Annotated in this window: 22 protein-coding genes; 8 read left to right on the forward strand and 14 right to left on the reverse strand. The window is 72.2% G+C overall.

Annotated features, from left to right (window positions below; translation table 11 throughout):
* Positions 1 to 61: 61 nt before the first annotated feature.
* Positions 62 to 1,537, reverse strand: coding sequence for a phospholipase D-like domain-containing protein (locus tag MFF21_RS08685; RefSeq protein ID WP_238310744.1), 1,476 nt, complete (start codon positions 1,535 to 1,537; stop codon positions 62 to 64).
* 2 nt (positions 1,538 to 1,539) lie between these two features.
* Positions 1,540 to 2,193 carry a TVP38/TMEM64 family protein gene (locus MFF21_RS08690; protein ID WP_373324973.1) on the reverse strand — a complete coding sequence of 218 codons (654 nt, stop codon included), beginning with the start codon at positions 2,191 to 2,193 and terminating at the stop codon, positions 1,540 to 1,542.
* Positions 2,194 to 2,384: 191 nt separating this feature from the next.
* Between MFF21_RS08690 and MFF21_RS08695 the strand changes: the two genes are divergently transcribed.
* The 4 genes from MFF21_RS08695 (at position 2,385) to MFF21_RS08710 (ending at position 8,331) form a co-directional block, all read left to right on the forward strand.
* Positions 2,385 to 3,107, forward strand: a complete 723-nt coding sequence (locus MFF21_RS08695) for a P-loop NTPase family protein (protein WP_238310746.1) — start codon at positions 2,385 to 2,387, stop codon at positions 3,105 to 3,107.
* Between the two features lie 124 nt (positions 3,108 to 3,231).
* The gene (locus MFF21_RS08700) at positions 3,232 to 5,592 is read left to right on the forward strand and encodes an RNA degradosome polyphosphate kinase (RefSeq protein WP_444543580.1); all 2,361 of its coding nucleotides are present in this window, start codon (positions 3,232 to 3,234) and stop codon (positions 5,590 to 5,592) included.
* 91 nt (positions 5,593 to 5,683) lie between these two features.
* Positions 5,684 to 7,225: an exopolyphosphatase gene (ppx, locus tag MFF21_RS08705; RefSeq protein ID WP_238310748.1), complete on the forward strand. Its 1,542-nt coding sequence runs from the start codon at positions 5,684 to 5,686 to the stop codon at positions 7,223 to 7,225.
* Positions 7,226 to 7,452: 227 nt separating this feature from the next.
* Positions 7,453 to 8,331, forward strand: coding sequence for a PhnA-like protein (locus tag MFF21_RS08710; RefSeq protein ID WP_238310749.1), 879 nt, complete (start codon positions 7,453 to 7,455; stop codon positions 8,329 to 8,331).
* Between the two features lie 70 nt (positions 8,332 to 8,401).
* Here MFF21_RS08710 and MFF21_RS08715 read toward each other — a convergent pair whose 3' ends face one another.
* Positions 8,402 to 9,901 (reverse strand): sodium:solute symporter family protein, encoded by a 1,500-nt coding sequence (locus MFF21_RS08715; RefSeq protein WP_238310750.1) that lies wholly within the window; start codon positions 9,899 to 9,901, stop codon positions 8,402 to 8,404.
* 2 nt (positions 9,902 to 9,903) lie between these two features.
* Positions 9,904 to 10,107: a hypothetical protein gene (locus MFF21_RS08720; protein ID WP_238310751.1), complete on the reverse strand. Its 204-nt coding sequence runs from the start codon at positions 10,105 to 10,107 to the stop codon at positions 9,904 to 9,906.
* 174 nt (positions 10,108 to 10,281) lie between these two features.
* Between MFF21_RS08720 and MFF21_RS08725 the strand changes: the two genes are divergently transcribed.
* On the forward strand, positions 10,282 to 11,694 hold the full coding sequence (locus MFF21_RS08725; protein ID WP_238310752.1) for a sensor histidine kinase: 1,413 nt from the start codon (positions 10,282 to 10,284) through the stop codon (positions 11,692 to 11,694).
* Between the two features lie 10 nt (positions 11,695 to 11,704).
* Complete coding sequence (locus tag MFF21_RS08730) at positions 11,705 to 12,352, forward strand: response regulator (RefSeq protein WP_238310753.1); 648 nt, start codon at positions 11,705 to 11,707, stop codon at positions 12,350 to 12,352.
* 108 nt (positions 12,353 to 12,460) lie between these two features.
* Here MFF21_RS08730 and MFF21_RS08735 read toward each other — a convergent pair whose 3' ends face one another.
* The 4 genes from MFF21_RS08735 to MFF21_RS08750 form a co-directional block, all read right to left on the reverse strand.
* Positions 12,461 to 12,961 carry a lipocalin-like domain-containing protein gene (locus tag MFF21_RS08735; RefSeq protein ID WP_238310754.1) on the reverse strand — a complete coding sequence of 167 codons (501 nt, stop codon included), beginning with the start codon at positions 12,959 to 12,961 and terminating at the stop codon, positions 12,461 to 12,463.
* A 175-nt stretch (positions 12,962 to 13,136) separates the two neighbouring features.
* Positions 13,137 to 14,198 carry a hypothetical protein gene (locus tag MFF21_RS08740; RefSeq protein WP_238310755.1) on the reverse strand — a complete coding sequence of 354 codons (1,062 nt, stop codon included), beginning with the start codon at positions 14,196 to 14,198 and terminating at the stop codon, positions 13,137 to 13,139.
* A complete protein-coding gene (locus MFF21_RS08745) occupies positions 14,195 to 14,938 on the reverse strand; it encodes an RDD family protein (RefSeq protein WP_238310756.1) in 744 nt (247 codons plus the stop codon). Before MFF21_RS08745 ends, MFF21_RS08740 begins: the two co-directional genes overlap by 4 nt.
* 155 nt (positions 14,939 to 15,093) lie before the next feature.
* The gene (locus MFF21_RS08750; RefSeq protein WP_238310757.1) at positions 15,094 to 17,427 is read right to left on the reverse strand and encodes an NADP-dependent malic enzyme; all 2,334 of its coding nucleotides are present in this window, start codon (positions 17,425 to 17,427) and stop codon (positions 15,094 to 15,096) included.
* A gap of 78 nt (positions 17,428 to 17,505) precedes the next feature.
* Between MFF21_RS08750 and MFF21_RS08755 the strand changes: the two genes are divergently transcribed.
* Positions 17,506 to 18,111, forward strand: coding sequence for a CatB-related O-acetyltransferase (locus MFF21_RS08755; protein WP_238310758.1), 606 nt, complete (start codon positions 17,506 to 17,508; stop codon positions 18,109 to 18,111).
* 38 nt (positions 18,112 to 18,149) lie between these two features.
* Here MFF21_RS08755 and MFF21_RS08760 read toward each other — a convergent pair whose 3' ends face one another.
* Together MFF21_RS08760 and MFF21_RS08765 are read right to left on the reverse strand one after the other, a co-directional pair.
* Positions 18,150 to 18,575, reverse strand: a complete 426-nt coding sequence (locus MFF21_RS08760) for a type II toxin-antitoxin system VapC family toxin (RefSeq protein ID WP_238310759.1) — start codon at positions 18,573 to 18,575, stop codon at positions 18,150 to 18,152.
* Positions 18,572 to 18,829: a FitA-like ribbon-helix-helix domain-containing protein gene (locus tag MFF21_RS08765; RefSeq protein WP_238310760.1), complete on the reverse strand. Its 258-nt coding sequence runs from the start codon at positions 18,827 to 18,829 to the stop codon at positions 18,572 to 18,574. The genes MFF21_RS08760 and MFF21_RS08765 overlap by 4 nt, the downstream gene beginning before the upstream one ends.
* A 143-nt stretch (positions 18,830 to 18,972) precedes the next feature.
* On the opposite strand from MFF21_RS08765, the gene MFF21_RS08770 reads away from it, so the two are divergent.
* Positions 18,973 to 19,224 carry a DUF3297 family protein gene (locus MFF21_RS08770; RefSeq protein WP_238310761.1) on the forward strand — a complete coding sequence of 84 codons (252 nt, stop codon included), beginning with the start codon at positions 18,973 to 18,975 and terminating at the stop codon, positions 19,222 to 19,224.
* Here MFF21_RS08770 and MFF21_RS08775 read toward each other — a convergent pair.
* The 4 genes from MFF21_RS08775 to aspS all read right to left on the reverse strand — a co-directional run bounded on the left by MFF21_RS08775 (position 19,194) and on the right by aspS (position 23,460).
* Complete coding sequence (locus MFF21_RS08775) at positions 19,194 to 19,526, reverse strand: hypothetical protein (RefSeq protein ID WP_238310762.1); 333 nt, start codon at positions 19,524 to 19,526, stop codon at positions 19,194 to 19,196. The genes MFF21_RS08770 and MFF21_RS08775 overlap by 31 nt on opposite strands.
* A gap of 10 nt (positions 19,527 to 19,536) precedes the next feature.
* Entirely contained in the window at positions 19,537 to 20,610 is a 1,074-nt protein-coding gene (locus MFF21_RS08780) for an acyltransferase family protein (protein ID WP_238310763.1), read from the reverse strand.
* Positions 20,600 to 21,475 (reverse strand): glycosyltransferase family 2 protein, encoded by an 876-nt coding sequence (locus tag MFF21_RS08785; RefSeq protein WP_238310764.1) that lies wholly within the window; start codon positions 21,473 to 21,475, stop codon positions 20,600 to 20,602. The genes MFF21_RS08780 and MFF21_RS08785 overlap by 11 nt, the downstream gene beginning before the upstream one ends.
* Before the next feature lie 170 nt (positions 21,476 to 21,645).
* The gene (gene aspS, locus MFF21_RS08790; protein WP_238310765.1) at positions 21,646 to 23,460 is read right to left on the reverse strand and encodes an aspartate--tRNA ligase; all 1,815 of its coding nucleotides are present in this window, start codon (positions 23,458 to 23,460) and stop codon (positions 21,646 to 21,648) included.
* Positions 23,461 to 23,526: the final 66 nt, after the last annotated feature.

Genomic DNA, 23,526 nt, shown 5'->3' on the forward strand with positions numbered 1-23,526 from the left:
CTTGGGCCCGCTCGGGTGCGCGGGGAGGCGGGCCCGGTGGCCCCCGTCTGACGGGGAGAGCCTAATCCGGCGCCCGGCGCAGGGCCTGCGGGCGGCGCCAGGGCCGCCAGGCATCGGCGGCCCCGACGGGATCGCCGAGATGCCAGCCCTCGACGAAGCGCGCCAGCGGCCCGCGCCGGGAGGGGACCACCCGGCAGAGCCGCCCGGGCGCGGCCGCGAGGCGGTCGTCGAGCACCTGCCTCAGGCTGCCCCGCGCGGCGACGGCGGCGGAGAAGACCTCGCGCTCCAGGCCCGCATGATGGGCGAGCAGGCCGTGCAGCACCTGCGTGATCCGCGCCGCGCCCTCCGGGATCTCGAGGGCGAGGTCGCATTCGGTGTCGTAGCCCAGGGAGCGGTTGTTCAGGTTGGTCGAGCCGACGCGCAGGATCCGGTCGTCGAAGATCGCGACCTTGGAATGCATCAGGATCGGCCGGGACCGGGCGGTGTGCGGCGAGACGATGCGCAGGCGGTCGAAGCGGTCGGCCCGGCGCAGGCGCAGGATCAGGCCGCGGCGGGCGCTGTCCATGGTGAGCCGGTCGAAGGCGTTGGGGCTGTGCTCGGAGACGACGACGACCACCTCCGGCCCGTCCGGCTCGGCGAGCCGCGCGGCCAGCGCCGCGCCGATGGCCGGCGCCGTGAAGTACTGGTTCTCGAGATAGATCACCCGCCGGGCGGCGGCGATCGCCGCCTGGTAGAGCGCCGCGCTCTCGAGGAGGGCCGGGCCCCCGCCGCGCGCCGGCACGGTGCGCGCCACGGCGACCGCGACATCCTCCAGGGCCGGGGCGAGCCCCTCCGGCCAGGGATCGTCCTCCGGGCCGGGCGGCGGCGCGGCCGGGGCCAGGACCTCGCCGGTGCCCTCCTGCCAGCGCTGCCGGGCGAGGGCGGCGAGCAGCCGGGCGGCCGGCCCGTCCACCGCCATCATCACGTCGTGCCGGGGCGGATAGCCCTCGCCGCTGGGCAGGCGCCGGCGGGCGTCGCGGTCGCGATGGGCCGGCGTGTCCCAGCGGTTGGCCTCGAAGTCGCTGCCGCCGCAGAAGGCGAGCCGGTCGTCGATCAGCAGGATCTTCTGGTGCTGGCAGGCGCCGAAGGGCAGGCTCGCATCGGGCCGGTAGTCGATGCCGGGGCCGAGCAGGGCGCGGATCCGGTCCGGCTTCATCTCGTTGCCGAGGGAGAAGGCCCAGGGCATCCGCCAGATCAGCAGGCGGATCGCCAGCTCCGGCCGCGCGGCCTTCAGGCCCTGCAGGAAGGCCGCCAGGGTCTCCTGCCCGGCCGCGCCCGCCGCGTCGGGCGTCAGGCGCACCCGCGGATCGAGGCTCCAGCCGATCAGGGTGATGGAGGCGCGCGCCCGCAGCATCGCCGCGCGGGCGGCCCGGAAATAGGCCGCCCCGTCATGGAGCAGGGCGACCCGCCCGGCCCGCGCCATGCGCCAGCAGGTCTCGCCGGGCCGCAGGATCCCGCTCGGCCCGGCCGGCCCTTCGGCGAAGAGGTCGCGCTCCATCCTCATGCCCGCGCCCCGATCGCCCGGGCCCGCAGCTTGGCCTGGACCCGCCGCCGGGTCAGCACCACCGCCGCGACCGTGGCCGCGAGCCCGAGGCCGAGCATCAGCCAGTGGGTCGGCTCGTCGCTGCCGGCGGCGCGGCCGATCACGCCGAGATAGACGCAGACCACGGTGCCCGGCAGCATCCCCACCATGGTGGAGACGAGATAGGCCCCCGTCGTGATCCCGGTCGCACCGAGCGCGTAGTTCTGCGCGTTGAAGGGCACGAAGGGGCTGAGCCGCATCAGGGTGAGGAGCCGCCAGTCGCCGTCCCCCACCGCCTCGAGGGTGGCGCGCAGCGCCGGCTTGCGCGCCACCAGGCGGCGCACCCGCTCGCGGAAGAGGTGGCGCCCCGCCACGAAGGCGAGCCAGGAGGCGAGGGTGGCCGAAGCGAGCGTGATCGGCAGCGCCCACCAGCCGAAGGCCAGGGCCCCGGCGATGGTCAGCGGCGTGCAGGGGATCACGAGCAGGGTCGCGGCCACGAAGAGGCCGGCATAGACCGCCGGCCCGAGGGGCCCGAGCCCCCGGGCCCAGTGGCCGAAGGCCCGGAACCACTCCTCGACCGGGAGCAGGAACCAGGCGGCGAGCGTTGCGGCGACGGCGGCCCCCACGAGCAGCCCGTATCGAAGGTCGTCGCCGGCCAATCGCACACTCCAGACGGGAAGATTTCTGAATCTTTCGCTCTCCCGGCGTCTGTCAACGCATCGGACCGCAAGCTTGGCACCGATCAGGGGGTACGGGTGAATTGCGCGGAACGCGCGGCTCGGCGGGCTCGAAATCTTCACCGCCCGGGATGTATGATTCGCCCATGCGCGAAATCGCCCTCCCGAAGCAGCTCGCCTTCGAGCTGCCCCTCGATCCCCGCTACGGCCGGGAGGATTTCCTGGTCAGCCCCTCGAACGAGGTCGCCTATGGCCTGATCGAGGCCTGGCCCGACTGGCCCGACACCGTGTTCCTGCTCTCCGGCCCGCCCGGCAGCGGCAAGAGCCATCTCGCCTCGATCTGGGCGAGCCGCGCCCGGGCCTGGACGGTCACCGCCGCGGAGGTGAGCGCGGGCCGGGTCACGCATCTGATCTCCAACGGCGCCCTGGTGATCGAGGATGTGGACCGGCCGGAGGGCCGCGACGAGGCCGCCCTGTTCCATCTGCTCAACCTCGCCCGGGAGCGGCGCTGCCCGGTGCTGCTCACCGCGGGCGGCCCCGTGGACGGCTTCGGCCTGCAGGTGCCGGATCTGCGCTCGCGACTGCGGCTCGCCCCCGGCGCCAGCATCCTGCCCCCCGACGACGCGCTGCTGCGGGCGGTGATCGTGAAGCTCTTCGTCGACCGCCAGCTCGTGGTCGACCTGCGCGTGATCGATGCCCTCGCCCTGCGGATCGACCGTTCCCTCGCCCGCGCCCGGGAGGTGGTGGCCGAGCTCGACCGGGACGCCCTGCAGCGCCGCCGCCGCATCACCCGGCCCCTGGCCCTCGACGTGCTCGCCCGGCTCCCCGGCGCGGTCGCCGCCGACGAGGATCCCGATGACGGAGAGTAAGCCCCGACCCGCCGCGCCGGGCGGAGGTTTACGAACAGGGAACACCGTCACGAAAACGTCAAACGGCACGGCGGCGCCTGTGCTAGGGAGCCGCCCCCGCAGGCGGAAGACTGGAGGATCGGCGTTGCAGGACACGGAAGCGGATGCGCCCTTGAACGAGAGGGAGACCGCCGAGGTCGAGGAGACGAGCCTCGCCACCGAGCGTGGCGTGCGCAGCGAGACCGCCCGCGCCCGCACGGCCCGTGCCGCGCGCATCCTCGCCGCCGAGAAGGCCGCCGAGCCCGCCCCCGCCGCGTCGGAGCGCGGCACCGCCGGGGAGGCCGCCCGCGAGCCGGTGATCGAGGCGGGGCGCCATCTGCGCCACTCGCCCGAGCGCTTCGTGAACCGCGAATTGTCCTGGCTCCAGTTCAACCGCCGGGTGCTGGAGGAGGCCTCCAACCCGAATCACCCGCTGCTCGAGCAGCTGCGCTTCCTCTCGATCTCGGCGAACAATCTCGACGAGTTCTTCATGGTGCGCGTGGCCGGCCTGCACGACCAGGTCCGGGCCGGGCTGACCGTGCCCTCCCAGGACGGCCTCTCCCCCTCCGAGCAGCTCGCCCGCATCGCCAGCGAGGTCTCCCGCCTGGCCCTCGACCAGCAGGAGCGCTGGCGCAGCCTGCGCGTCGACCTGCAGGGCGCCGGCATCGAGCTCGTCGATCCGAACGACCTCTCCGAGGCCCATGCCGCCTGGCTCGACGACTACTTCCTGCAGCACGTGCTGCCGGTGCTGACCCCGCTGGCCATCGACCCGGCCCATCCCTTCCCCTTCATCCCGAATCTCGGCTCGACCGTCGCGCTGATGCTGTCGCGGCCCCGGGACGGGCGCACCCTGCGGGCGCTGATCCGCCTGCCGGCCCTGCTGGAGCGCTTCGTGCGCCTTCCGGAGGTGGAGGGCGACCCCACCGCCCGCTTCCTCGCCATCGAGCAGGTGATCGTGAAGTTCGTCGGCCGGCTCTTCCCCGGCTACACGGTGAAGGGGCAGGGCGCCTTCCGCGTCGTGCGCGATTCCGATCTCGAGATCGAGGAGGAGGCCGAGGACCTCGTCCTGCATTTCGAATCCGCCCTGAAGCGGCGCCGGCGCGGCGTCGTCATCCGCCTGGAGATCGAGGCGGGCATGGCGGAGGAGCTGCGCGCCTTCGTGATCGACGAGCTGGAGATCGCCGCCGACGCGGTCTTCCTGGTGGAGGGCATGCTCGCGCTCAACGAGCTCTCCCAGATCGTCGGGATCGACCGGGCCGACCTCAAGTTCAAGCCCTACAACCCGCGCTTCCCCGAGCGCATCCGCGAATCCGGCGGCGACGTCTTCGCGGCGATCCGCCAGAAGGACTTCATCGTCCACCACCCCTACGAGTCCTTCGACTCGGTGGTGCAGTTCCTGGCCCAGGCCGCCCGCGACCCGAACGTGGTCGCGATCAAGCAGACGCTCTACCGCACCTCCTCCAACTCGCCGATCGTGGCGGCTTTGGCCGAGGCCGCGGAGGCCGGCAAGTCGGTCACCGCCCTCGTCGAGCTGAAGGCCCGCTTCGACGAGGAGGCCAATATTCGCTGGGCGCGCAACCTCGAGAAGGCGGGCGCGCAGGTGGTGTTCGGCTTCGTCGAGCTGAAGACCCACGCCAAGCTGTCGATGGTGGTGCGCCGCGAGGGCGACCGTCTCGTCACCTACTGCCACGTGGGCACGGGCAACTATCACCCGATCACCGCGCGCATCTACACGGACCTGTCCTTCTTCACCGCCGACCCGGCCATCGCCCGGGACGTGTCGCGCATCTTCAACTTCATCACCGGCTACGCCGAGCCGGCCGAGCTCGAGCGCATGTCGGTCTCGCCGCTCACCCTGAAGGCGAAGCTGCTGCAGCATATCGAGGACGAGATCCTGCATGCCCGGGCCGGGCGGCCGGCGGCGATCTGGATCAAGTGCAACTCGCTGGTCGACCCGCAGATCATCGACGCGCTCTACGATGCCAGCGCGGAGGGCGTGCAGATCGACTGCGTGGTGCGCGGCATCTGCTGCCTCCGGCCCGGCATCCCCGGCCTGTCGGAGACGATCCGGGTGAAGTCGATCGTCGGGCGCTTCCTGGAGCACGGGCGCATCTACGCCTTCGGCAACGGCGCCGGCCTGCCCCACCCCAAGGCCATCGTCTACATCTCCTCCGCCGACCTGATGAGCCGCAACCTCGACCGGCGCGTCGAGGCGCTGCTGCCGATCCTCAATCCGACCGTGCACCAGCAGGTGCTCGACCAGATCATGCTCGCCAATCTCCTCGACAACCGGCAGAGCTGGCGTGTACTGGCGTCGGGCGCCAGCGAACGGATCATCCCCGCCGAGGGCGAAGAGCCGTTCAACGCGCACAAGTACTTCATGACGAATCCGAGCCTGTCCGGGCGCGGCAAGTCGTCGAAGAAGTCGAGCCCCCGCGCGCTCAGCCGCCGTGCGCAGCGCGCCTGATCCAACGGCGAGGCGGACCATGGCAGCCGACGCGACCCGCAGGCGTGACCCCCGCCTGCCCTGCGGCCCCCTCCTCGGCTAGGCCATGCCCATGGGACAGACCCGCCCCCACCTCGCCCTCGCCCATCTTTCCGAAGAGCCGGCCGCCTTGCGCATCGCTCCCGTCGCGATTGTCGATATCGGTTCCAACTCGGTCCGCCTCGTCGCCTATGACGGGCTCACGCGGGCCCCCGCCCCGCTCTACAACGAGAAAGTGCTGTGCGGCCTGGGCCGCAACGTGCTCTCGACGGGCCGCCTGAACGGGGAGGCGGTGAAGCGGGCGCTCGCGGCGCTGGCCCGCTTCCGGGTGCTGTGCGACACGATGAAGGTCGGACAGCTCTTCGTGCTCGCCACCGCCGCCGCCCGCGACGCGGAGAACGGGCCCGCCTTCATCGAGGCGGCGGAGGCCGCGATCGGCTGCCCCATCGAGCTGCTCTCCGGCCGGCGCGAGGCCGAGCTCTCGGCCCTCGGCGTCGTCTCCGGCTTCCACGCCCCGGACGGGGTGGTGGGCGATATGGGCGGCGGCTCCCTGGAGCTCGTCGACGTGCGCGGCGCCACGGTGGGGCAGGGGGTGACGATGCCGCTCGGCGGCCTCGCCCTGCAGGACCTCTCCGGCGGCTCCCTCAAGAAGGCCACCAAGATCGTCCGCGAGAACCTGAAGAAGGCCGAGCCGCAGCTCGAGACCCTGCGCGGGCGCTCCTTCTACGCGGTGGGCGGCACCTGGCGGGCGCTGGCCCGGCTGCACATGGCCGCCCGCGGCTATCCGCTCCACGTCATGCACGGCTACAGCGTCGAGCCCTCGGACGAGTTGAGCTTCCTGGAGATCGTCGAGCGGGTCGATGCCGCCCAGCTCCAGGACGTGGACGCCATCTCCGAGGCGCGCCGGCCGCTGCTCGCCTACGGCGCCGTGGTGCTGGAGGAGATCATCCGGGCCGGGCGCCCGCGGGAGGTGGCGATCTCGGCCACCGGCGTGCGCGAGGGCCTGCTCTACGAGCGGCTCGACCGGGATGCCCGCGCCCTCGACACCCTGATCGTCTCCGCGCAGGAGCTGAACCGCCAGCGCGCGCGCTCCCCGGGCCACGGCGAGGAGCTGCGGGCCTGGACCGACGCCTTCGTCGCCACCCTCGACGGGCCGGAGACCGCCGACGAGCGCCGCCTGCGCCACGCCGCCTGCCTGCTCTCGGACATCAGCTGGCGCGCCCATCCCGATTACCGGGGCGAGCAGGGGCTCAACGTCATCGCCAACGCCACCTTCACCGGCATCGACCATCCGGGCCGGGCCTATCTCGCCCTGTCCGGCTTCTTCCGGCACGAGGGCATCGCCCCGGAAAAGGCGAGCGCGACCCTGCGCGCCATGGCCGGCCCCCGCCTGTTCGAGCGGGCGCGGCTGATCGGCGGCCTCCTGCGGGTCGCCTTCCCGATCTCCGCCGGGATGGAGGGGACCCTGAGCCGCATCCAGCTGACGATCGAGGACGGCAAGGTGGTCCTGCGCCTGCCCGCGGAATGGCGCGCCCTCTCCGGCGAGCGCCTGCTCAACCGGGTGCGGGGCCTCGGCCGCGTGGTCGGCCTGGACGGACGCGTCGACATCGCGTGACCGGCGGGGGCAGCCCCGCCGCCCCGCCGGATGATTTTGAATAATCCGAAAATTCGAACAGCTTCGCGCATTTCTCTCAGAACGAATTGCAAGATCGCGCGTTCAGCGAGCGCACAATGCTCGGCCCGGGGCCCCACGCTCCCGGCCGCCGGCATTCGGGCGCTCCGGGGGCGCGATCCCGCCCCTCCGGCCGCCCGGTCCTGACGATCCGACTGGGAGTTCGTTCTTTGGCTGTCTCAACACCCCTCGCCCCGGCCGCGGAGACGCGCCTGCCCCTGATGCATTCGGTCTCCTGGGGAGCCATCTTCGCCGGCGCGGCCACGGCCCTCGTCGCGCAGATCGTCATCAACCTCGCCGGCGTCGGGCTCGGCCTGTCCGCCCTCGACGTGGACGGCGGCGGCAATCCGAGCGCCGGCACCGCCTCCCTCGCGGCGGCGGGCTGGTGGGTCGGCTCGGGCATCGTCGCGGCGCTGATCGGCGGCTACCTGGCCGGGCGCCTCTCCGGCCGCCCCTCGGCCTCGACCGCGGCCTATCACGGCCTGGTCTCCTGGGCGGTGACGACGCTCTTCGTGCTCTACCTCCTGACCTCGGCCTTGAGCGGCCTCGTCGGCGGCGCCTTCGGCACCCTCGGCAGCGTGCTGGGCGGAGCCGGCCAGGCGGTCGGCGGCACGGTGCAGACGGCGGCCCAGGCCGCGGCCCCCTCCCTGTCCAAGATCTCGAACCCGATCGAGAGCATCGAGCAGCAGGTGCGCCAGCAGGCCGCCGGCCAGGATCCGCAGGCCGCCCGCGACGCTGCGGTGAGCGCCATCCGCGCCCTGCTCACCGGCGACCAGGCCCAGAAGCAGCAGGCCGAGGACCGGGCCGCCGACGCCCTCGCCAAGGCCCAGAACATCCCGGTCGATCAGGCCAAGACCCAGATCCAGACCTACGAGAAGCAGTACGCGCAGGCCCTGGCCGACGCCAAGCAGAAGGCCAAGACCACGGCCGAGGAGACCCGCCGCGCCGCCGCGCAGGGCGCCCTCTACGCCGCCCTCGCCCTGGTGCTCGGCGCGCTGGCCGCCTTCTTCGGCGGCTTCCTGGGCACGGTGCGCAGGCTCCACGCCTGAGAGCGCCCCGCCTCACGCCCCGTCACGCTTCGCGCGGCCCCCGGATCCCGGATCCGGGGGCTGTCGCGTCTCAGGCGGTTTCCGCAACGGGCATCGCCTCCGGCAGGCGTGACGCTGGCGAGGCCGTCGCGAACAGGGCATCGAGCCGCGCCCGCTCCGCCCGGTCGTTCGGCAGCCAGAGCGCCGCCGCGAGATAGATCGCGAGATTGACGACGAGCCCGACGAAGCCGGAGGTCAGCCCGTAGGCCCAGGGGATGCCGACCGGATAGAGCCCCTGCAGCAGGGCGACCGTGACGATGCCCGCGACCATGCCGGCGAGTGCCCCCGCCGCGCTGCCGAGGCGGGAGAAGATGCCGAGATAGAGCGGCACTGCGATCTGCACCATCACCTGGAACGCGAACAGGGCGATCGAGAACAGGGAGGGCAGGGGCAGGCAGGCGATCAGCGCCGAGATCCCGGTGATCGCCGCCATCGCCCCTTGCGAGACGCGCACCAGCCCGCGCTCGCTCAAGGCCCGGTAGGGGGCGACCACGTCGTTGGCGATCTGCGCGCCCATCGACTGCACGGTGGCGTCGATATTGCCCATGGAGGCGGCGAAGACCACGACGCCGGCGAAGGCCAGCAGGGGCACGCCGCCGGCCGCGCGGTTGAGGGTGAACCAGGCGGTCTCCGGGCTCGCCAGCACGTCCGGGCGGGTCGAGGCGAGCAGAGCCAGGAAGCCGAGGCTCGTCACGAAGACCAGGGCGAGGGGCGCGCAATAGGCCGAGGAGCGCTTCACCGCCTCGATGCCCGAACCGGTATAGAGCCGGATGAACAGGTCCGGCCAGCACAGGGAGCAGAGGAGCGGCAGCAGGGTCAGGGAGAAGAACAGCAGCGGCTGGTCCGTGCCCAGATCCGGCAGGGCGAGCTTCTCGGCGGGCAGCGCGTCGAGGGAGGCGCCGGTGGCGAAGAGCCAGGCGATCAGCCCGATCATCAGGGCGCTGCCGGCGAGATAGGCCACCGCGCCCTGGAAGACGTCGGAAATGACGATGCCGCGCATGCCCATGCGGATCGTCCAGACCTGGCGCACCGACATCACCACGACCCCGAGCACCACGGCGGCGGTGAAGCCGAGATACCCGAGGGACAGGGCGTGGAACACCGCCCCCAGGGACTGCATGCCGAGCACCATCCAGGGGAACAGCCCGAGCACGCCGATCAGCGCGGCGACGACGCGGATGCCGCGCGAGCGGTAGCGCAGGGCCATCAGGTCGGGCTGGGTCTTGAGGTCGTGGGTCGCGCCCCAGGTCCAGACCCGGGCGGCCATCAGATACATCACCACCGGGGCGAGCAGCGTCGAGACGCCGAGGCCGACCACGCCGCTGCCGACGATGAAGCCGAAGGCGCCGAGGAAGACCGTGCCCGGCTGGTAGGTGTTGAAGAAGGCCATGGCCTGGAAGAAGCCGCCGAAGGAGCGGCCGGCCACGGTGAAATCGGAAAAGTCCCGGTCGGCGACGTAGGAGCGCTGCAGGATCAGCACGACCAGGGCGAAGAACAGCGCCAGGGCACCGTAGGTGACGAGGAGACCCATGCTCAGGCCTCCCGCCGCTCGGCGAGATAGGCGGCGACCGTGCTCGCGGCGATGAACAGGCTCGTGCCCCAGAGATAGGCGAGCACCGGCGGCAGGCCGAGGACGGGGGCGGCCCCGTTCAGGCGCCAGTGCAGGGGCGGGGCCAGCGCCAGCACCACGTCGAGGGCGAACCAGAGCCGGAGGAATCCGGGCAGGCGGGCGGGCATCGGCGGTCTCCTCACGGTGTCGAGACCGGGGAGGATCGGCGGCGCGCGCGGCCCCCGCACGGGCAGCGCGCCCGGAAGAGGCCGGGCAATTTGCCCGAGCGCCGCGATCGGCGCTTGCCAAGCCCGCACGGCCCGGCTCCAACTTCCCCGAAAGAGACCGGGAGGACCGCGCCGATGCGCCTGCTCGCCCACCTGATCCTGCGCCTCGTCGGCGTGGTGCTGCTCTGCCTCGCCTGCGCGATCGGCTGGATCGTCTACGAGGCGGACCGGGGCATCCGGGCGGAGACTCAGGCCTCCGCCGCGCGGGTGACCCGCGACCTCGCCAATCTCTACTGGCGCGACCTGCTCTGGCGCGACGGGCTCGACCGCCGCACGATCCTGCCGCGGCCGGACTGGCAGACGGTCTCGACCCTGCGGGTCGTCTCCCCGGGCATCTGCGTCACCTTCGCGGTTCAGGGCCGCGACCCCGCTCCCCTGTGCAGCCAGGTCGAGGGCCTCGGCGCGGCGCCGCCGGACTGGTTCGCCACCCTCTACGGCGCCGCCTTCGGCGCGCATCCCGCGGTGAGCCTGCCGCTCACCGTGCGCCAGCGCCGGTCCGGCACGGTCAGCGCCGCGCCGGACCGGGACGCCGCCCTGCGCCAGGTCTGGGGGCAGGTGCGCATCGTGGTCGGCCTCGCCGGCGCCATGGCGGCGGGCATCGCGCTGCTCGCCGCGCTCCTGATCGGGCAGGCGGTGATGCCGGCCCGGACCATCGTGCGGGCCCTGCGCCGGCTGGAGACGGGGGATTACGCCGCGCGCCTGCCGCGCTTCGCCGGGGAGGAGTTCCGGCACATCGCCCGCGCCGTGGAGGACCTCGCCGAGCGGCTGGCCCGCACCACGGCCGAGCGGGCGGCGCTGACCAAGCGCCTGTTCCAGGTGCAGGAGGAGGAGCGCCGGGCGCTCGCCCGCGATCTGCACGACGAGTTCGGTCAATGCCTCACCGCCAGCGCGGCGCTGGCCGCGGCGATCGAGGCGGGCGCCGAGGAAGGGCGGCCGGACCTCGCCGCCCAGGCCCGCTCGATCTCCCGGGTCACCGCACGGATGATGGGCAGCCTGAAGGAGGCACTGGCCCGGCTGCGCAGCCAGGATCTCGACGAGCTCGGCCTGGAGGCGAGCCTCGCCCAGCTCGTCGCCGGCTGGAACGCCCGCGACGCCAAGCGCTCGGTCTACCGCCTGGACGTGGCCGGCAATCTCGGCGCGGTGCCGGCGCAGGCGGCCCTGAGCGTCTACCGCATCGCCCAGGAATGCCTGACCAACGCCGCCCGCCACGGCCGGCCGCGGGCGGACGGGCGCCCGGCGGAGGTGCGGCTGCGGGTGGAGCATGCGGGCCAGGGCCTGCCCCAGATCCGCCTCACCGTCGAGGACGAGGGCGGCGGCGACCCGGCCCGGGTCGAGGGCGGGGGCGGCCACGGCATCCTCGGCATCCGCGAGCGCATCGCGGCGCTCGGCGGCTCGCTCGCCATCGGCCGGGCCGAGCGCGGCCTGCGCATCGCCGCCATCATCCCACTGGCCGGCCCCCGGCTGGTGCCCCAGGTCGCCGCCGCGTGAGGCCGGAGCGATGAGCCTCGCGATCCTCCTCGTCGACGACCATCCGGTGGTGCGCGAGGGCTACCGCCTGCTCCTGGAGCGCCAGCCCGGCTATCGGGTGGTGGCGGAGGCCGAGGACGCGGCCGGCGCCTACCGCGCCTACAAGGCGGCCAAGCCCGACCTCGTCGTCATGGACATCGCCATGCCCGGCCCGAGCGGGATCGAGGCCCTGCGCCACATCCGGCAATGGGACCCGCAGGCCCGCATCCTCGTCTTCAGCATGCATGGCGGCGCGGCCTTCGCCCTCAAGGCCTTCGAGGCCGGCGCCTCCGGCTACGTGACCAAGAGCAGCGCACCCTCCGAGCTGGTGCGGGCGGTGGGCACCGTCGCCCGCGGCGGACGGGCGCTCAGCGAGGACATCGCCCGCGAGATCGCCGCCGACCGCCTGTCGAGCGGCTACGACGCGATCCGCGACCTCGGCCCCCGGGAGGTCGAGATCCTGCGCCTGGTCGCCTCCGGCCAGACCAGCGACCGCATCGCCCGGGCGCTCAACCTCAGCCAGAAGACGGTGCAGAACTACCATTACGCCATCAAGGCCAAGATCGGCGCCCGCACCGACGCCCATCTCGTCTGGCTCGCCATCGGCGCCGGCCTCCTGGCGATCGAGCCGGCGCCGTGAGGGCGCAGCCCCATCCCCCTCCGGTCGATCCCTTCGGGAGGGCGGAGGGGGCTTCGCTCAAGGGCCGCGCCGGCTTGCCGTTTCGCTCGCGTCCGAGCGGAAACGGCCTCACTCGCCCTCGGCCCGCTCCAGGGTGACGATGCTGCGGGTCTCCCCGTGCTGGGCCCAGTTCGGCATGATCCGCCAGGGGGTCAGCACGCGCAGGCGCTTGCCGTCGAGGGTGAAGCGGCGGGTCTGGGCGGTGCCGACCCAGGCCGGGTTCCAGGCCACGTCGAGCTTGGCCGTCCAGCTGTCGCCCTCGGTGGTGAAGGTGCCCGTATAGGCGACCATGGTGTCGAGGAGCTTCGCCCGCCCGGCCTCGTCGCCGGCCGGCTTGCGGCCCTCGCCGGTGAGATTGAAGAACACCCGGCCCTCCGGGGTGAAATAGGCGTAGCCGGTCGGGTGCTCGCCCATCACCGGTTCGGTCTTGCCGGTCTCCTTCACCTCCACGACGTAGGAGACGAGCTTCCACAGCCCGGTGAGCCGCGCATCCCCCGCCGCCAGGGCCGGCCCCGGAAGCAGCGCGAGCGCCACAAGCGCCGCGGCGCCACGGCTGATCGTCCTCGTCATCGACAGTTCCCCGTTCCCACCGCCTCCCGTCGGGCGGTGAGGCATGATGGACCGGACGCGGGACAAGTCATCGACCGGACGTGACAATCCGGCCCGGTCTGTCGGCGCTTCGAGCCCGGCAGGGCAGGGGGCGAGGAGAATACACGGCGACGGCTTCCCGCATCCGGAAGCGGCCTCACTCCTGCGGCGGATCGACGAGGTCGGTCAGCACGTCGAAGGGCACGAGCACTTCGTTGGAGACCCTGTACACGAAGCGCGTCCCCCGCCGGTTGACGATGTCGATGATCTGGGCGGGGACGCCGCGGCGGATCAGGAAGGCGTCCGTCGGCACATCGATCAGCGCCGCCTCGAGATCGTAGCCGAACAGCACCAGCCGCTCGCTCCGCGCCCGGATGTCGGAGCGCGCATGGAAGCCGAGGGTGCTCCCCTTCGGCGCCAGGCGGCGCGTCCCGCCCATCAGCACGACGATGCAGCCGCTGTCGCAGGTCTCGCCCGCCACCACCGTGGCGCCGGGGCGCTGCTCGATGGCGAGGGCCGCCTCCAGCGCCTCGCCGGCGAGGCCGCCGGGGCTGTCGATCTCGATCCGCACCGGGTCGGGCGCCCGGTCGAGGGCCTGTCGCATCGCCCGGCCGAAGCCGCGGCCGATCACGCCCCTGACCACGATCCGCGACGGATCGGGCCCGGTCTCGATCGTGTAGGCCTCCGCCCCGAAGGCGGTGGCGTCCTGCGGCAGCAGCGCGGTCGCGCCGATCAGGCCGCCGCCCAGCAGGACGGCGCACATCACGGCGACGCCCGTCCCCAGGCGGAGGGCCCGCGCCGCTCCCGGACGGCCCCGCAGGCGCGCCGCGCAGAGGCGGCCGAGGCGGCACAGGGCGAGGGCCACCGCGACGATCACCAGGGCCTCGCCGACCAGGGCCGCGCGCGGCAGCCAGGTCGCGGCCGGCGCGACGGCCTCGGCGAAGGCGACGAGGCTGCCCATCTGCAAGCCCGCGAAGACCATCGCGCCGAAGGCGAGGGCCGCGACGGCCAGGGCGAGCAGGGGAGGCCGGGTGGCGCGGTCACCGTCGAGGAGCGGCGTCCGTTCGAGCGCCGCCCAGGCGCCGGTCTGCGCCGACCAGACCGGATCCGCGCACCAGATCCGGCCGCGGCGCAGCAGCGCCCGGATCTCCGCGGCGAGGAAAGGCCCCTCGGGGTGCCCGTCCGGCCCGATCCGCCACCAGACACCTTCGTTCGTCATCGCAGCAGGGCCGTGATCTGGAGGAGGGCGAGGGGAAGGATGACGGCGAGCCAGAGCGCGATGGCCCAGTCCCGCGGACGGTGATGCACCGTCAGGGCCTGGGCCTCGTCCCAGGCCGTGCGGCCCGTCTTCTTCAGGCGCCGATAGGCCAGCGCCATGGCCACCCCGTCGAGGACGGGCAGGCCGACCGCCTGCCCCCGCAGCGCGACGGAGAGCTCCCGGCGCAGGGCCGTGCCGCGATCGATCCGCCGCCCGTCCCGCAGCACGCGGAGGCCGAGCACCGCCTTGCCGGGCGTCGCGCCGAACCGGGCCAGGAGCTCGGCATTCAGCGGGATCGTCAGAACGAGCGCCGCGAACCCGATGAGGAAGCCGCCGGCCTTCGTGCCCGCGAAGGCCTTCAGCGCCGCGAAGCGATCGGGGCCGAGCAGCACCGACACCGCCAGGAGCAGGAGCAGGAGACAGACCGCGGCGAGGTTGAAGTCGAGGAGGCGGGCCGCGTAGCGCCGCCAGGGATGGGGGCTCGTGTCCCGGAAATCGAGGCGGGCCGGCAGGCTGTCCGGCGGCGGCCGCTGGAACAGGGCGGGCAGGAGCTCGCCGGCCGGGCTGCCCGCCGTCCCGCCCGGCGGGACGAGCAGGGTGTCGGGCCCGATGCGTTTCTCGCGGACGCCGCGCGGCAGGTCGTCCGCATCGAGGGGGGCGGCAGGGCCGGCCTCCGCGAAGGCCCAGGCGGCGCCGGTCACGGCCGGCCCGGCGCCAGGACGGGATCCCTACCGAACGCGGAGCCTGCGCGAAGCATGATCGACCGATTCGCTTTTCGAGGGCGGGACCTCAGCTTATTGCGGCGCACACAAGCGGCAAGCCTGAGTCTGCGCGGATCCCGCCCCGAAGCGTCGGATTACTCCGAGATCGGCCCCGCCCCCGGCTCGGCGGCGTCGGTCAGGAGGGCGGTATCGCTCGCCTGGGCCTCCACCACCGCCGCCGCCGTGACGTTGACGATGCCGCGGGCCGTCACCGAGGGGGTGAGGATGTGGGCGGGCTTGGCCGGCCCGATCAGCAGCGGGCCGACCGGCAGGGCATCGGCCAGCACCTTGGCGAACTGGAAGGAGATGTTGGCCGAGTCGAGGTTGGGGAAGATCAGCACGTTGGCCGCTCCCTTCAGGTTCGAATTCGGCAGCACCCGGTCGCGGATCAGCTCGGACAGGGCACAATCGGCCTGCATCTCGCCCTCCGCCTGGAGCTGGGGCGCGCGGGTACGGATCAGGTCGAGGGCGCTGCGCATCTTGCGGGCCGACTCGCTGTCCGACTGGCCGAAATCCGAGTGGCTGAGCAGCGCGATCTTCGGCGTCAGCCCGAAGCGGGTGACGTGGTCGGCGCAGGCGACGGCCACGTCCGCGATCTCCTCCGCCGAGGGGTTCGGGCGGACATGGGTGTCGGCGAGGAAATAGGCGCCCTTCTTCGTCACGATCAGGCTCATCGCGGCGAAGTCGAGCACGCCCGGGCTCAGGCCGATGATGTCGCGGATCACCCGCAGGCGCGTCTCGAACCGGCCCTCCAGGCCGCAGATCAGGGCATCCGCCTCGCCGCGGCGCACGGCCAGGGCGCCGATCACCGTGTTGTTGGTGCGCACCAGGGTGCGGGCGAGATCCGGGGTGATGCCGCGCCGGCCGGCGACCTCGAGATAGGTCGCGACATAGGCGCGGTAGCGGGGATCGTCCTCGGGATCGATCAGGTCGAAATGCTCGCCCTGGCGCAGGGACAGGCCGAAGCGCTTGATCCGGGTCTCGATCACCCGGGGACGGCCGACCAGGATGGGCTTGGCCACCCCGTCCTCGACCACCACCTGCGCCGCGCGCAGCACGCGCTCGTCCTCGCCCTCGGCGTAGATGACCCGCTTCGGGGCCTCCTTCGCCTTGGAGAAGAGCGGCTTCATGATGAAGCCGGAGCGGTGCACGAAGCGGTCGAGCGACTCGGTATAGGCCTGGATGTTCTCGAGCGGGCGCCCGGCGACGCCGGACTCCATCGCGGCCTTGGCCACGGCGGGGGCGATGCGCAGGATCAGGCGCGGGTCGAACGGGCTCGGGATCAGCGAGCGGGGGCCGAAGGGCCGGGCCTCGCCGCCATAGGCGCGGGCGACCACGTCCGAGGGCGTCTCGCGGGCGAGCGCGGCGATCGCCTTCACCGCCGCCTTCTTCATCTCCTCGTTGATCTTGCTCGCGCCGACATCGAGCGCGCCGCGGAAGATGTAGGGGAAGCAGAGGACGTTGTTGACCTGGTTCGGGAAATCCGAGCGCCCGGTGCAGATCATCGCGTCCGGGCGGGCCTTCTCGGCCAGATCCGGCATGATCTCCGGATAGGGGTTGGCGAGCGCCATTATCAGCGGCTTCTCGGCCATCTTCTCCAGGTATTCGGGCTTGAGCACGCCGCCCGCCGAGAGGCCGATGAAGATGTCGGCCCCGGGGATCACCTCGGCCAGCGTCCGCGCCTCGGTCTCCTTGGCGTAGACGTCCTTCCAGCGGTCCATCAGCTCGGGCCGGCCCTTGTAGACCACGCCCTTGATGTCGGTGACGGTGATGTTCTCGACCCGGGCGCCGAGGGAGACGAGCAGGTTGAGGCAGGCCAGCGCCGCCGCGCCCGCGCCGGAGGTGACGATCTTGGCGTCCTCCAGTTTCTTGCCCGCGAACTCGAGGCCGTTGAGGACGGCCGCCGCCACGATGATCGCCGTGCCGTGCTGGTCGTCGTGGAAGACCGGGATGTTCATCCGCTCCCGGCAGCGCTCCTCCACCTCGAAGCACTCGGGGGCCTTGATGTCCTCCAGGTTGATGCCGCCGAAGGTCGGCTCCAGGGCGCAGACGACGTCGACGAGCTTGTCGACCTCCTTCTCGTTCACCTCGATGTCGAACACGTCGATGCCGGCGAACTTCTTGAAGAGGACGGCCTTGCCCTCCATCACCGGCTTCGAGGCCAGCGGGCCGATATCGCCGAGGCCGAGCACCGCGGTGCCGTTCGAGAGCACGGCGACGAGGTTCTGGCGGATGGTGAGGGTCGCGGCCTCCTGCGGGTCGTCGTGGATCGCCATGCAGGCGGCGGCCACCCCCGGGGAATAGGCGAGGGCGAGGTCGCGCTGGTTGCCCAGGGGCTTCGTCGCCTGGATCTCGAGCTTCCCGGGCTTCGGCAGGCGGTGGTAGACGAGCGCGCCGGATTTCAGGTCCTCGGACATGTTTTCGGCCATCGCTTCGGCATCCTCTCCGGGTCGTGCGCCTGCGCCGGCCCTGCGCTCAAGGCGGGACCCGCATCGTTGAAGGCTCTGTTGCAACGCCTGAAGCGGGGGCGCAACCCGCACAACGAGACGCGGCGGCATCTCGAAAAACTCGCCAAGCGCTGGAATTTCTCAATCGGCGCTTATTCTTACGGCTGTCCGAAGGTGCGTTTCCCCGAATCGGGGCGCCGCCTGACGATCGGCCGCTATTGTTCCATCGCCGACAAGGTCGAGATCCTGCTCGGCGGCGACCACCGCCTGGACTGGGTCTCGACCTATCCCTTCGCGGCGATGCGCGGGCTCTGGCCGGAGGCGCAGGCGCCCGAGGATTACCATGCCTCCCGGGGCGACGTGACGATCGGGAACGACGTCTGGCTCGGCTCGGGCTGCATGATCCTGTCCGGCGTCACCATCGGCCACGGCGCCGTGGTGGCGGCCCGGGCCGTCGTCACCCGCGACGTGCCGGCCTATGCGGTGGTGGCCGGCAACCCCGCCCGGGTGGTGCGGATGCGCTTCGACCCGGCGACGGTGGCGGCCCTGGTCGAGACGGCCTGGTGGGCGTTTCCGCACGAGACGGTGACGCGCTGGGTCCCGCTGCTCCAGAGCGGACGGGTGGAGGAGGTCGTCGCGGCGGCGCGGGCGGCGAGGGCAACGTAAGAGCCTGGCCCGCGGGGCGGCGTCACGCGCCCCTCATCTCATGCCTCGGCTTTCCAGGGATCGACGACTCTCACCCCGGCGGCCTCGAATGGGCTCGTGTCGCGGCTGGCGACGATGAAGCCCCGTGCCGCGGCGATGGCCGCGATGTGGCCGTCTGCCTGGACAATTGCCCGTCCCGCCGTCTGCGCCTGCGCCATGAAGTCCGCGTAATGCCGCGCGGCATCGAGGTCGAAGGGAAGCACGCGACCGGCAAAGGCAGGCAGCACCTCCCGCTCCAGCCGATCCCGATAGGTCCTCTGCCGCTTGCCGGCCGACATCACCGCGATGCCGAGACGGAGTTCGGCAACGGTGACGGCCGAGAGGTAGAGGGTCTCGACGACCTGGGCATCGATCCAAGCCCGCACGGCGGGATCGGGCACCACCCTCCACAATTCGGAAATGACGTTGGTGTCGAGGACGATCATTCGAAGCGGAGCGGCTCGACCGGCTTCCTGTCGCGAAGCTGATCGAAATTCTCCGCCTCTTCCTCCGACAAGGGTCCGGCCTCGCGGGCGATGGAGGTCAGCAGCGAACCGAGTTTCAGGCGGCCTTCGGGCTTGGCCGCCTGCTCGAGGATGTCCCGGATCTCGGCCTCGGTGCTGCGCCCGTGCCGCGCGGCCCGGACCCGCAGCGCACGGTGGACGTCCTCGGGAATATTGCGAATGGTGACGGAGCGCATCGATGGCATCCCGGCGCGAGGACAGCCATGCCATCATAGCAGCCGATCGATATCAAGATCGCGACGCCTGCCCCCGAGCGGCATTGCCCGTCCGGCTCGATTGCCGTAACCGGCCGGCTCGTCCGCCAGGAAGTCACGCCGCCATGTCCGACACGCCCCCCGACCGCCTCTCGGTGAACCCGAACAGCCCCTTCTACGACGAGGCCGCGCTGGCCCGCGGGGTCGGCATCCGCTTCAAGGGCGTCGAGAAGACCAATGTCGAGGAATATTGCGTCAGCGAGGGCTGGGTGCGCCTCTCCGCCGGCAAGGCCCTCGACCGGGCCGGCAACCCGATGACGGTGAAGCTGAAGGGCAGCGTCGAGCCCTATTTCCGGGACGATTCCGCGGAGGCCTGATCGGCCGGCGCGCTCCTTCGGAGCCGCATCGCGGAAAAATCGCGGATCGCGGCGGCGACCATCGCTGCGACCTGCGGCGCGGTCTTGGGCGTGCGCAGGATCAGGCTCGCCAGCACCTCGGGATGGCCGCGCCGCTGCTTCGGCCGGCGCGCATGGTTCGAGACGCGCAGGGACCAGTCCTCGCCGGGGCGGGTCAGGTAAAGGCTGTCGCCGCGCTCGTTGCGGGCGGCGAGGGCGAAGCCCTCGGCTTCGAGGAGGCGCAGGGCCAGCGCCCGCGCGGCCTCCGGGGACAGGGCGCTCACGGGCCTCGCCTCACGGCCCGGCCGGCTCGATCGTGCCGAGGGTGCGCCGGCCCATGGCGCGGGCCTTGATCCGCAGGGCCGGCTTCTCGACCGCATACCAGGACAGGGCCGCGACGAGCAGGGCGAGGACCAGCGAGGGCCCGAGCAGGACGGAGGCGGACAGGGCCGGGACCAGGGCGTGCAGCGTCTGCTGGATCGGCCAGCCGTAGAGATAGACCCCGTAGGAGAGGTCGGCCGGCGGGTCGAGGAGGGCGCGGCCGAGGAAGGGCGCGAGGCCGAGCCAGATCGCCGCGTAGCTCTCCGCCAGGAACAGGGTCGCCCGGTAGAACGGCGTTCCCTGGAGCAGCGGGGCGAGGGCGAGCAGGAGCAGGGGCCAGGCGACGAGCCGGACTCTGGCGCGCCAGAGATAGAGGGCGGCGCCCGCGGCGAAGATCAAGGGCAGGCGCAGGCTCGTCTCGATGTGCTTGGGAAGGTCCGGATAAGCGATCTCGGCCCCGACGAGCCCCAGGGCGAGGCCAGCCGCCAGCAGGGCCACGGGCCAGCGGGCCCTGAACGCGCCGAGGAGCCCCGCGGCGAGCACGCCGCAATAGCAGATCACCTCGTATTTCAGGGTCCAGACCGTGCCGAGGGGGCTGCGATAGGGATTGCCCTCGAACACCCCCGGCAGGGCGGTGTTGCTCTTGAGGCTGAGGAGGGTGCCTGTGAGGAAGCGGCGCAGGTCCGGCGCGGCGAGGTACTCGCCCACCGGCAGCCGCGTCATGGCGGGGCCGAGGACGAGGCCGGCGACGAGCGTCGCCGCCACCAGGCCCGGCAGGATGCGCAAGGCCCGGGCGAAGACGTAGTCGCGCCAGCCCCGCCGGTCGAAGCTCATGGTGACGAGGAAGCCCGAGACGGCGAAGAAGCCGTTCACCGCATGCTCGCCGAGGGTGAAGCCGGTGGAGCGCGCCAGGGGCTCGTCGAGGCCGATCCCCGTGGTCACGCTGAAGGCGTGGGAGACGACGACGGCGAGCGCCAGGGCGAGGCGCAGGGCGGAGAAGCCGTTATGCGGCCGGGCGAGCGCCTCCGCGACGGTCTCAGCGCGCATGGTCAAGCCCCTCCCGGGCCAGCGCCCCCCGGCCGCGCAGGGCCGCCAGCGCCCCGGCCGCCGAGCCGCCGTAGCGTTCCATGCCGGCCCGCCGCAGCACCAGCGCCGAGAGCGCGGCCTTGGGCGCGTTGACCGCGAGCATGCCGAGGCTCGGGTCCGGCAGCCCGTATTTGCGCGACACGTAGGCCCGCGACCAGGCCTGATGCCAGCGGCTGCGGAAGACCCGGCCGGGCTCCGGCGCCGAGGAGCGCCCGCGCCCGTGCAGGGCCACCGCCCCGTGGACATGGACCAAAGCGCGCCCCGCCTCCGCCACCCGCCGGCAGAGGTCGTCATCCTCGTAGAACAGGAAGATCGCCTCGTCGAAGCCGCCGAGATCGAGGAAGAAGGCGCGCTCCGCCATCAGGCAGGCACCGGACAGGAAGGGCGCGCAGGCATCGCCCTCGGGATAGGCCCGAACCCCCTTCGGGTTGGTGAGGTAGGGGGCGAGCAGGGAGCGCGGCTGGTAGAAGAAACGCCCGTCCGGCTCGTGGATGCGCGGGGCCAGCAGCCCGGCATCGGGCCAGGCGGCCGCGGCGGCGCGGAGGGCGGCGGCGGCGCCCGGCTGCAGCACGAGATCCGGGTTCAGGATGAGGACGTGGCTCGCCCCCTCGGCGGCGCGCACGCCGCGATTGTTGGCCCGGCCATAGCCCTCGTTGCGGTCGTTGCGGATCACCCGCGCGCCGTGCGCCCGCGCCACCGCCACCGAGCCGTCGCGGCTCGCATTGTCGACGACGATGGCCGGGATCTCTTCGCGGGCGAGGGCGCCGAGGCAGTCCGGCAGGACCTCGGCGCTGTCATGGGCGACGACGATGGCGGTGAGGGACATGCCGGGGTCTCCTGGCCGCACCGGTCGATCCCTCCCCCTTCCGGGGCTCTCGGGGTCAGGCTCTGCGCCGTGCTGGATGGAGCGCCTCTCCTCGCCCCCCGGGCGAGGGGGAGGAAAGGCCCGCCGGGATCGAACCGGTCGACCGGAACCGCGGGGGAGGGCTTCCGGGACTACCCCTTCTTCTCGGGCAGGTTCAGGCGGATATGCAGCTCGCGCAGCTGCTTCGGGGTCGCCTCGGAGGGCGCGCCCATCATCAGGTCCTCGGCGCGCTGGTTCATCGGGTAGAGCACGACCTCGCGGATGTTGGGCTCGTGGCAAAGCAGCATCACGATGCGGTCGACGCCGGGCGCGATGCCGCCGTGGGGCGGGGCGCCCATGCGCAGGGCGTTCAGCATGCCGCCGAACTTCGCCTCGAGCACGTCACGTCCGTAGCCGGCGATGGCGAAGGCCTTCTCCATCACGTCGGGGCGATGGTTCCGGATCGCGCCCGAGGAGAGCTCGATGCCGTTGCAGACGATGTCGTACTGGAACGCCTTGATGCCGAGGATCTTTTCCGCATCCTCCTCGCCGAGGGCCAGGAAGGCGTCCCGGTCGAAATTCGGCATCGAGAACGGGTTGTGGGAGAAGTCGATCCGCTTCTCGTCCTCGTTCCACTCGTACATCGGGAAGTCGGTGATCCAGCAGAAGGCGAACTGGTCCTTGTCGCACAGGCCTAGATCGTCGCCGATGCGGATGCGGGCCTTGCCGGCCAGCGCCGCCGCCTTGGCCTCGGGGCCGGCGGCGAAGAACACCGCGTCGCCCGCCTTGGCGCCGGCCTTGGCCGCGATCCGGGCCTGGATCTCCGCGGGGATGAACTTGGCGATCGGGCCCTTGCCGGTGAGCTGGCCGCCCTCCTCCTCGAAGACGACGTAGCCGAGCCCCGGGGCGCCCTCGGAGCGCGCCCAGTCGTTGAGCTTGTCGAAGAAGGAGCGGGGCTGGCTGGCCGCGCCGGTGGCGGGGATCGCGCGGACCACGCCGCCCGACTTGATCACGCCCTTGAACGCCTTGAACTCGACCGCGTCCTCGCCGAACTCGTCCGTCACGTCGGCGATGATGAGGGGGTTGCGCAGGTCCGGCTTGTCGACGCCGTATTTCAGCATGGCCTCGGCATAGGGGATGCGCGGGAATGCCTTGGTCACCCGCCAGCCGTCGGCGAATTCCTCGAACACGCCGCGCAAAACCGGCTCCACCGCCTGGAACACGTCCTCCTGCGTGACGAAGCTCATCTCGATGTCGAGCTGGTAGAACTCGCCCGGGGAGCGGTCGGCGCGGGCATCCTCGTCGCGGAAGCAGGGCGCGATCTGGAAATAGCGGTCGAAGCCCGCGATCATCGTCAGCTGCTTGAACTGCTGCGGGGCCTGCGGCAGCGCGTAGAATTTTCCGGGGTGGACGCGGGAGGGGACCAGATAGTCGCGCGCGCCCTCGGGGCTCGACGCGGTCAGGATCGGCGTCTGGAACTCGAAGAAGCCGCCCTCGCGCATGCGGCGGCGGAGCGAGTCGATGATCGCGCCGCGCTTCATGATGTTGGCGTGCAGCTTCTCCCGGCGCAGGTCCAGGAAGCGGTACTTGAGCCGCGTCTCCTCCGGATATTCCTGATCGCCGAAGACCGGCAGGGGCAGTTCGCCCGCGGGGCCGAGCACCTCGATCTCGTCGAGATAGACCTCGATCTGGCCGGTCGGCAGTTCCGGGTTCTCGGTGCCGGCGGGGCGCTGGCGCACGCGGCCGTCGAGGCGGATCACCCATTCCGAGCGCACGGTCTCGGCCAGCGGGAAGGCCTTGGAATCGGAATCCACCACGCACTGCGTCAGACCGTAATGGTCGCGCAGGTCGATGAACAGCACGCCGCCATGATCGCGGATGCGGTGGCACCAGCCGGAGAGGCGGACGGTCTGCCCGACATCGGACGGGCGGAGCGCCCCGCAGGTGTGGGAACGGTAACGGTGCATGACGGGCTCTCGGAAACGAGGCCGGCACCATTCACGGGAGGGCGGGCAAGTCAACCGGCAAGTCAA

Source organism: Methylobacterium organophilum (genome assembly GCF_022179465.1).
GTDB classification, from domain to species: domain Bacteria; phylum Pseudomonadota; class Alphaproteobacteria; order Rhizobiales; family Beijerinckiaceae; genus Methylobacterium; species Methylobacterium organophilum.

Bases quoted from the DNA above. Each gene is read 5' to 3' on its own strand.
- aspS (WP_238310765.1), bottom strand. From the start codon at position 23,460: ATGCACCGTTACCGTTCCCACACCTGCGGGGCGCTCCGCCCGTCCGAT.
- MFF21_RS08695 (WP_238310746.1), top strand. From the start codon at position 2,385: ATGCGCGAAATCGCCCTCCCGAAGCAGCTCGCCTTCGAGCTGCCCCTC.
- MFF21_RS08750 (WP_238310757.1), bottom strand. From the start codon at position 17,427: ATGGCCGAAAACATGTCCGAGGACCTGAAATCCGGCGCGCTCGTCTAC.
- MFF21_RS08715 (WP_238310750.1), bottom strand. From the start codon at position 9,901: ATGGGTCTCCTCGTCACCTACGGTGCCCTGGCGCTGTTCTTCGCCCTG.
- MFF21_RS08685 (WP_238310744.1), bottom strand. From the start codon at position 1,537: ATGGAGCGCGACCTCTTCGCCGAAGGGCCGGCCGGGCCGAGCGGGATC.
- MFF21_RS08725 (WP_238310752.1), top strand. From the start codon at position 10,282: ATGCGCCTGCTCGCCCACCTGATCCTGCGCCTCGTCGGCGTGGTGCTG.
- MFF21_RS08760 (WP_238310759.1), bottom strand. From the start codon at position 18,575: ATGATCGTCCTCGACACCAACGTCATTTCCGAATTGTGGAGGGTGGTG.
- ppx (WP_238310748.1), top strand. From the start codon at position 5,684: ATGGGACAGACCCGCCCCCACCTCGCCCTCGCCCATCTTTCCGAAGAG.
- MFF21_RS08735 (WP_238310754.1), bottom strand. From the start codon at position 12,961: ATGACGAGGACGATCAGCCGTGGCGCCGCGGCGCTTGTGGCGCTCGCG.
- MFF21_RS08770 (WP_238310761.1), top strand. From the start codon at position 18,973: ATGTCCGACACGCCCCCCGACCGCCTCTCGGTGAACCCGAACAGCCCC.
- MFF21_RS08740 (WP_238310755.1), bottom strand. From the start codon at position 14,198: ATGACGAACGAAGGTGTCTGGTGGCGGATCGGGCCGGACGGGCACCCC.
- MFF21_RS08780 (WP_238310763.1), bottom strand. From the start codon at position 20,610: ATGCGCGCTGAGACCGTCGCGGAGGCGCTCGCCCGGCCGCATAACGGC.
- MFF21_RS08720 (WP_238310751.1), bottom strand. From the start codon at position 10,107: ATGCCCGCCCGCCTGCCCGGATTCCTCCGGCTCTGGTTCGCCCTCGAC.
- MFF21_RS08785 (WP_238310764.1), bottom strand. From the start codon at position 21,475: ATGTCCCTCACCGCCATCGTCGTCGCCCATGACAGCGCCGAGGTCCTG.
- MFF21_RS08765 (WP_238310760.1), bottom strand. From the start codon at position 18,829: ATGCGCTCCGTCACCATTCGCAATATTCCCGAGGACGTCCACCGTGCG.
- MFF21_RS08730 (WP_238310753.1), top strand. From the start codon at position 11,705: ATGAGCCTCGCGATCCTCCTCGTCGACGACCATCCGGTGGTGCGCGAG.